Below are 7,911 nucleotides of genomic sequence, written 5' to 3'. Positions count from 1 at the left end.
CCGGTGGTGGAGCGTCCGCCGTGTGGCGAGGGGGTTGGGGAGTGGCTGCGCGGGCTGCAGCGGCGGAATCTGGAGCTGCGCGAGCATGAGCACACACCGCTGCACGAGGTGCAGCGCTGGGCGGCGGCCGATCTCGGCACGACGGGCAAGGGGAGGGCGCTGTTCGACAGCATCGTCGTGTTCGAGAACTATCCCGTCGACGAAGCCCTGAAGAACCAGGCCGATCAAAGCCTGCGGTTCGGCTCCGCCGAGACCGTCGATGACACCCATTATGCGATGACTTTGACGGTTCGGGCCGGTGTAACGCTGGATCTGGCCTTCGGCTACAGGCGCGACCGTTTCGACCCCGGCCCGGTGCAGGAGCTGTCCCAGCTGTTCGCCGGTCTGCTGGACCGCATGGCATCCGATGCGGAAACCCCCGTTGGCGCACTGGAACTGCTGGAGGGCGAACGCCGCCGCCGGATTCTGGAGGAGTGGAGCGGCCTGAGCGGGCCGACCCTCCCGTCCGGTTCCAGTATGCGCCTGCATCGGCTGATCGAGGCCCAGGTCCACCGCAAGCCGGAAGCGACCGCCCTGGTCCATCCGGGCGGCAGTCTGACCTATGGAGACCTGAACGCCCGCGCCAACCGTCTGGCTCGCCTGCTGCGTGCAGAGGGGATCGGGCCGGACGACCGGGTCGCCATCGCGCTCGAACGTTCGCCGGAGCTGGTGGTCGCCATCCTGGCAGTTCTGAAGGCCGGCGCCGCCTATCTGCCGCTCGATCCCGGCTACCCGCCGCAGCGTCTGGCCTACATGCTGGAGGATGGCGGTGCGTCGCTGCTGCTGACCTCGGAGGCATTGCAGGGCGGCATGCCCTGGCCCGCCGGTCTGCCGACGGTCCGTCTGGATGCCGACCTTGACCGGTTGGCGTCCTTCGCCGACGACGACCTCCAGCCTGCCGGTTCCCCCGCCGGCTCCCTCGACGACCTGATCTACCTGATCTATACCTCCGGCTCGACCGGCCGGCCCAAGGGCGCCGGAGTGACGCAGGCCGGGTTCATGAACCTGATGCGCTGGTACTGCGATCATGTCGATTTCGGTGCCGGCAGCCGCCTGTTGCTGATGAGTTCGCATGCCTTCGATCTGACGCAGAAGAACCTCTTCGCGCCGCTCCTGACCGGCGGACAGCTGCACATGGCGGGGGACGGCTACGACCCTCAACAGCTTCTGGACTGGATCGGGCGGCACGGCATCACCGCGCTGAACGCCACCCCGAGTACTTTCCAGCCGTTGGTGGCGCTGGAGCGGGACGGGGAACTGGGGTCCCTGCGCGACGTGGTGCTGGGCGGCGAGCCGATCCGCACGGACGCGCTGCGTCCCTGGCTGGACGGGCGTCGTGGACCGAGGCCGCGCATCCACAACAGCTACGGCCCGACCGAATGTGCGGATGTCGTCGCCTTCCATCACTGGGACGGCATCGCGGCCGACATCCCGACAGGGCGGCCGGTGCCCGGCCTCCGCCTCTACATCCTCGACGGCTCCGGCAATCCGGTGCCGCCGGGAGTGGCGGGTGAACTGCACATCGGCGGCATCGGCGTCGGCCGCGGCTACCACCGGCAGCCGGGCCTGACCGCCGACCGTTTCGTTCCCGATCCCTTCGGCGAGCCGGGTGGACGGCTCTACCGCAGTGGCGACCTCGCCCGCCATCGCGACGACGGCGTAATCGAATATCTCGGGCGCATCGACCAGCAGGTGAAGATCCGTGGCCTGCGCATCGAACTCGGCGAGATCGAGGAGGCGCTGCGGGCGGAGCCGGCGGTGGGCGAGGCCGCGGTCGCCGCGGTCGCCGGCCCCGGCGGCGGGCAGCTCTGCGCCTACATCGTTCCCGCCGCCCAGGACAACCGGCAGGACGACCGGCAGGGCGATGCGCTCTGGCCGTCGTTGCGCCGGCGGTTGGGGGAGCGGCTGCCCGATCATATGGTCCCCACCCTGTGGGTCCGGCTCGACCGGCTGCCGCTGACACCCAGCGGCAAGCTCGACCGCCGGGCACTGCCCCAGCCCGAGCTGCGGCAGCGGACCCATATGGCACCCTCCACCGATCTGGAGCGCCGGCTGGCCGCGCTGTGGGAGGAGTTGTTGCGGGTGGATCGGGTCGGCCTCGACGACGACTTCTTCGAACTCGGCGGCCATTCGCTGCTGGCGGTCCAGTTGATTGCCCGCCTGCGCCGGGACTTCGGGGTCGCGCTGTCTCCCGGACAGATCTTCGGCAACGCCACCCTGCGGGCCCTGGCAGCCCATGTGGGCGAGCGTCCGGCCGCACCCGATCCCGGCAAGCTGTCGCGGATGAGCGCGCTGATGGACATGCTGGAAGCCGGCTGATCGGTTGGCGCAGGCGAGGAAAAAGGGGGCGTGCCCGACCGGGCCCGCCCCCTTTCTCTATCCGCTCCGTTTCTCTGTCCGCCCCGTTCCGCCCGATCCGTCTCCCCGGTCCCGTGCAGGCGGCGTCAGAGCGCCGGCTGGCGATCCTCCACCACCTTGCCGGCGGTCAGCCGGAGCAGATGATCGGCGACATCGAAATAGCGGTCGTCGTGGGAGATGACGATGATGGTCTTGCCCATCGCCTTCAGGCTGGGCAGCAGTTCGGTGTAGAAGATCCGCCGGAAGGTCGGGTCCTGGTCGGCCGCCCATTCGTCGAACACCAGCACCGGCCGCTTCTCCGTCCAGGCCTGGAGCAGGGCCAGGCGCTTGCGCTGGCCGGTGGACAGGTCGGTTGTGCTGAACACCCCGTCCACAACGCTGACCTTGTGGGCGATCTCCAGCCGTTCCAGATAGACCTGTGCATCCTCCGGCACGCTGTCGCTCGCCTGGATCAGATCGTCGAACAGGAAATAGTCGGAGAAGATGGTGGTGAACAGCTGACGGTAATCGTCGCGCGTCTCCGGCGTCACCGGCCGGCCATCCAGCAGGATTTGCCCGTCATGCGGGGGGTAGAGGCCGAGCAGCATCTTGATCAGCGTGGTCTTGCCGCAGCCGTTCTCGCCAACGATGAACAGGATCTCGCCGCGGCCGACCCGCAGCGAGACGGGACCGAGCACGAAGGGCTCCACGTCCGGGCCGGCGGGCGGATAGACGTACCGGGCATCCCGCAGTTCCAGCCGGTCGATGGTGGCGGGCGGGCCGGCCTCGTCCTTCATCAGCAGATGCGGTTCCGGCGAGGCGAATTCCGCCGACAGCTCCGCGATGCGGCGGAAAGCGACCTGGGCGCGGCTGACGATGGGCAGGGTGCCGATCAGATGCTCCAGCGGTCCCTTCATGTAGAGCAGCACCAGGATGAAGCCGCTCAGCGTCCCGCGGTCGGTGCTGGGCCACAGCACTTCGACGCCCAGCGCCACCCCGATGACGATGAAGAACAGCGTCGACCCGAAACCCTTTGCAATCACAAAGAGGTTGATCGAACGGATCTGGATGTCGCAGATTCGGTCGATGGTCCCGCGCAGCGCCTCACCCTGCAGACGCAACCGGCGTGGCCTGTTGATGCGCAGCTCCTTCGCTCCTTCCGCGAGCGACCGGTAGTGCTTCTGCAGTTCGTCCTCGTGGGTGCGCGCCTCGTTGAAGCCATCGATGCCGCGGACGCGCGCCACATACTGCACCGCGCTGCCGATCAGGATGGCGGCGGCGGTCGCCAGGAACATCGGCCAGGACAGCATCGCCAGATAGCCCAGGCTGCCCAGCGTGACGCTGAGCGACACCGCCAGCGGCGCGAAGGCGAAGGCGAAGTCGCTGATGGTGTCGACATCGTGGGTCAGCACGGGGATCAGGCGGTGGCTGCGATAGCGCTCCAGCTGGTCGATGGGTGCTGTCAGGATGCGGTCGCCCAGGTCCTTGCGCAGCCGTGCGATGACCTTCTGCCCGATCCGGTTGGTGCCGATGTCGGACAGCACCGATCCGGCGAGCGCCAGGGCGCACAGGCCGGCAAAGGCGAGCAGCACTCCGGCGCCGGGGCTTTCCTCGGCATGCAGGATGCGGTTGATGGTGGCCAGCAGGCCGGTCACGCTGAGCCCGCCCAGCACCCCCAGCAGGGTGGCGGCGGTCAGAAGCGGCCAGAAGGGGTGGAGGAGCTGGAGCAGAGCGGCGAGGCTGGTGCGGGGTGGCGTCGGCATCGGGTTTCCTGCAGGACTGGAGCGAAGGCGGCCGGCACGAAGCTGCCGCCCTGGAGGCGGTTGGGTGCGGCCGTCTTAACTAGGACGAACGAGGGGGGAGAAACTGAAGCAGCTCCCGTTCGTATCCGCTCCCCGGTCGTGCTTCGCCCGCCGCAGTCGCGGAAAGTCGCGGCCGCCGCGACAGACATGGGCTTTCTCCGATGGGATGGCTCGCTTACAGTCGATCCCGTTCCGCCCGCCTTGCGGTCCCGCCCCCGCTTGCCCTATAGCTGCCGAACGCCTTCCGGAGTCGAGCGCGCCCGTATGCCTCCGTCCCATCCCTCCGACGACGACCGCGTGACCGAAGAGGCGGCGGATTGGTGCCTGCGCCTGCAATCGTCCGATGTCGGCGACGACGACCGCGCCGCTTTCGAACGCTGGTGCCTGGCCGATCCGCGCCATCTGGCGGAATTCGACGCGATGCGGGAAATCTGGGGTCTGTCCGCCGGCCTGCGCCCGCGGGTGACCGTGGCTCCCGAGAGGGCCGCGCCTCCGCCTCCCGTGGGTGGGCCGGCATCGGTCGCCGCTGTCCGGAATTCTTCACGCCGCCGCCGCTTTGCGATGGCGGCCTGCACCGCGGCGATCCTTGCCGCCTGCTGGCCGGTAGGCTGGGCGTTCGGCCTGCTGCCGGCGCGGGTCGATGTCTTTCTCGACGGCGACCGGCACCGCATGGTCGAATTGCCGGACGGCTCCACGGTCGACCTGAACGTCCACACCACCCTGTTCTATGCCCAGTTCCGTGACCGGCGCACTGTCCTGATGGACCACGGCGAGGCCTTTTTCTCCGTCGCGCACGATGCCGGGCTTCCCTTCACCGTCCACACGGCCGGCCATCAGGTCCGGGTGACGGGAACCAAATTCAATGTCTGGGCCAACGGCGGCGATCTTTCCGTGACGCTGACCGAAGGTTCGGTCACCGTGGCATCCGCCACGGCGGCGGCGGGAGAGCCTTTGCGGCTGACGCCCGGTATGCAGGGCCGTTTTGCCCGGGATGCCCTGTTCGGCAGCGTCGCGCGCGTCGATTCGCAGCGGGTCCTGTCCTGGCGCGAGGGCAGGCTGGTGTTCGACAATATCACGCTTGCCGAAGCGGTCCCGCTGTTGAACCCCTATCTGTCGCGGCCGCTGCGGCTTGCCGACCGCAAGGTGGGAGCCATGCGCATCGGTGGCGTGTATGACGTCGCCGACCTCGACCGCATGGTGGCGTCTCTTCCGCGTGTGCTGCCGGTGACGCTGTCCCCCGGGGACGGCGAACTCCTGGTGTCGGCCCGCTGACTCCGGCCGTCGGCGGCCATCGTCCCGTCAGCGTCCATCCCGTCAGCGCCGGCCATTCCGCGCCAGCGGGGTAAATCCGGCCTTCCCTTCTTCGTCACTACTGGAGACCGCGGCGCACCTGATGTGCGGCCGCGCACAGTCCGGCCGTCCCGGTGGTCCTTAACGGAACCCCGCCGGCCGGATCAGCGTCAAGCCAGCCGGCGATGGGAAAATCCAGATGGTTGCTCAAGACTCCGTGGACCTGGTCCGCCGCTTCATCGGTCTGCCGTTGGAAAAGCGCAAGCTGTTCTGGCGCGCCATGCGCGATGAAGCGGTGGATCTTTCGCTGCTGCCGATCCCGGCGGATCTCGCCCCGGCCACGGAAGCGCCGCTGTCCCATGCCCAGCGTCGGATGTGGGCCTTATGGAAGCTCGACCCCGGGAGCGGGGCCAGCAACATCTTCAGCGCGACGCGTCTGACGGGAGACCTCGACCGCGCCGCCCTGTCTCGCGCCTTCGCGCTTCTGCTGCGCCGCCATGCCGCCCTGCGGACGGTGTTCCGCCAGGGTGACGGCGAGCCGGTGCAGACCGTCCTCGACGATGCGGACTTCCGGCTGGCCACCGACGATCTCGGTCATCTGCCGGCGGACGAGCGCGAGCAGACCGCCCGCCGCCTGATGGAGGAGGAGGCCCAGGCGCCCTTCGATCTGGAGGCCGGCCCGCTCCTGCGCGCACGTCTCGTCCGGCTGGCGGAGCAGGATCACCGGCTTCTGGTGACGATGCACCACATCGCGTCGGACGGCTGGTCGATGACCGTGCTGATCCGGGAATTCGCCGAGCTCTACCGCGCAATCCGGCAGGGTGGGCGGATCGATCTGCCACCGCCGCCGATCCGCTACGCCGATTATGCCCTGTGGCAGAAGAACATGCTGGAGGCGGGCGAGGCGGAGCGGCAGCTCGCCTACTGGGTCGGGAGGTTGGGCGGCGACCGGGTGCCGCTGGAGCTGCCCGCCGACCGGCCGCGGCCGGCAAGGCAGAGCCACAGCGGCGCCGTCCTGCGCTTCACGCTCGATGCGGAACTGGCCGGAAAGCTGCACGCCTTCGCCCGCGAGCAGGACGTCACGCCGTTCATGCTGCTGTTGTCGGCGTTCTCGCTGCTTCTCCATCGCCACAGCGGGCAGGGCGATATCGCCATCGGCGTGCCGGTAGCCAATCGTGACCGGGCGGAGTGCGAGGGGGTGGTCGGCTTCTTCGTCAACACGCAGGTTCTCCGCCTGCGGATCGACGGGCGCGACCGCGTCGCCGACCTGCTCGCTCATGTCCGGCAGACTGCGCTCGAAGCGCAGGCGCATCAGGACCTTCCCTTCGAACAGCTGCTGGAGGCGCTGAAGCTGGAGCGCAGCCTCAGCTACAATCCGCTTTTCCAGGTGATGTTCAACCACCAGCGCCGCGATGGCCGGGTGAGCGCCACGATGGATGGTCTGCGCGTGCAGCCGATGGCGCTCGACAGCGCGGTGGCCAGCTACGACCTGACCCTCGACACCGTCGAGGAGGAGGGCGGCGGGATCGAGGCCTGCTTCACCTACGCGACCGATCTCTACGACCATGACCGGATCGACCGACTGCGCCGCCATTTTGAGACGCTTCTGTTGGGACTTGTTGCGGATGCGGGATGTCGGGTGGGGGATGTGGCGCTGCTGACGGCTGGAGAGCAGGCGCAGTTGGCGGTCTGGAACGCCCCGGTCGCCGCCGAGCCCTTCGAGCCGGTCCACCAGCGCATCGCGGCGCTCGCCGCCGCCTTCGCGGACCGTCCGGCCGTCGTCGACGGCGGCTCCGATGCCGAGGCTCTCAGCTTCGCCACGCTCGACCGCCGGGCCAACGCCCTGGCCCAGCGGCTGGCTGCGGCCGGCGTCGGGCCCGAGGTCCGCGTCGGCATCGCCCTGCCGCGCGGTCCGGGCATGATCGTCGCCCTGCTGGCGGTGCTCAAGGCCGGCGGTGCCTATGTGCCGCTCGACGCCGCCTATCCGCGCGACCGCCTCGCCTACCTGATCGAGGACGCCGCCATCGCCCTGCTGCTGACCGACGGCCGCCTCGCCGGCCGTCTGCCGGTGCCGGACGGGCTGCCGAGCCTGCTGCTCGACCGCCTGCCGGTCGAGGAGGCCGCGGCGCCGCCGGCGGCGGCGGTGCTGCCCGGCACCCTTGCCTACGTCATCTACACCTCCGGCTCCACCGGCCTGCCCAAGGGCGTGGCGGTGGCGCACGGGCCGCTCGCCATGCACTGCCGGGCCATCGGCGCGCTCTATGCCATGAGCCCGCAGGACTGCGAGCTGCACTTCATGTCCTTCGCCTTCGACGGCGCGCATGAACGCTGGCTGACCGCGCTGACCCACGGCAGCCGCCTGCTGGTCCGCGACGACAGCCTGTGGACGCCGGAGCAGACCTACGAGGCGCTGCACCGGCATGGGGTGACGGTGGCGGCCTTC

General features: G+C 69.3%; 4 protein-coding genes. 3 read left to right on the top strand and 1 reads right to left on the bottom strand.

The genetic code is table 11. The features are described from left to right. A partial coding sequence (locus tag J2848_RS35610) for a non-ribosomal peptide synthetase (RefSeq protein ID WP_253568854.1) occupies nucleotides 1-2,358 on the top strand: 2,358 nt, incomplete at its 5' end. Nucleotides 2,359-2,483: 125 nt separating this feature from the next. Here the strand turns inward: J2848_RS35610 and J2848_RS35605 are convergent. Further along, complete coding sequence (locus J2848_RS35605) at nucleotides 2,484-4,139, bottom strand: cyclic peptide export ABC transporter (RefSeq protein WP_149235734.1); 1,656 nt, start codon at nucleotides 4,137-4,139, stop codon at nucleotides 2,484-2,486. A 303-nt stretch (nucleotides 4,140-4,442) separates the two neighbouring features. On the opposite strand from J2848_RS35605, the gene J2848_RS35600 reads away from it, so the two are divergent. After that, on the top strand, nucleotides 4,443-5,450 hold the full coding sequence (locus J2848_RS35600) for a FecR family protein (protein ID WP_149235735.1): 1,008 nt from the start codon (nucleotides 4,443-4,445) through the stop codon (nucleotides 5,448-5,450). 217 nt (nucleotides 5,451-5,667) lie between these two features. Further along, the coding region (locus J2848_RS35595) for a condensation domain-containing protein (protein WP_253568852.1) at nucleotides 5,668-7,911 on the top strand (2,244 nt) is incomplete at its 3' end.

Source organism: Azospirillum lipoferum (assembly GCF_024170005.1).
Lineage (GTDB): Bacteria > Pseudomonadota > Alphaproteobacteria > Azospirillales > Azospirillaceae > Azospirillum > Azospirillum lipoferum.
The sequence above is the reverse complement of the archived record's forward strand: the minus strand, read 5'-3'. Positions and strand labels throughout refer to the sequence as shown.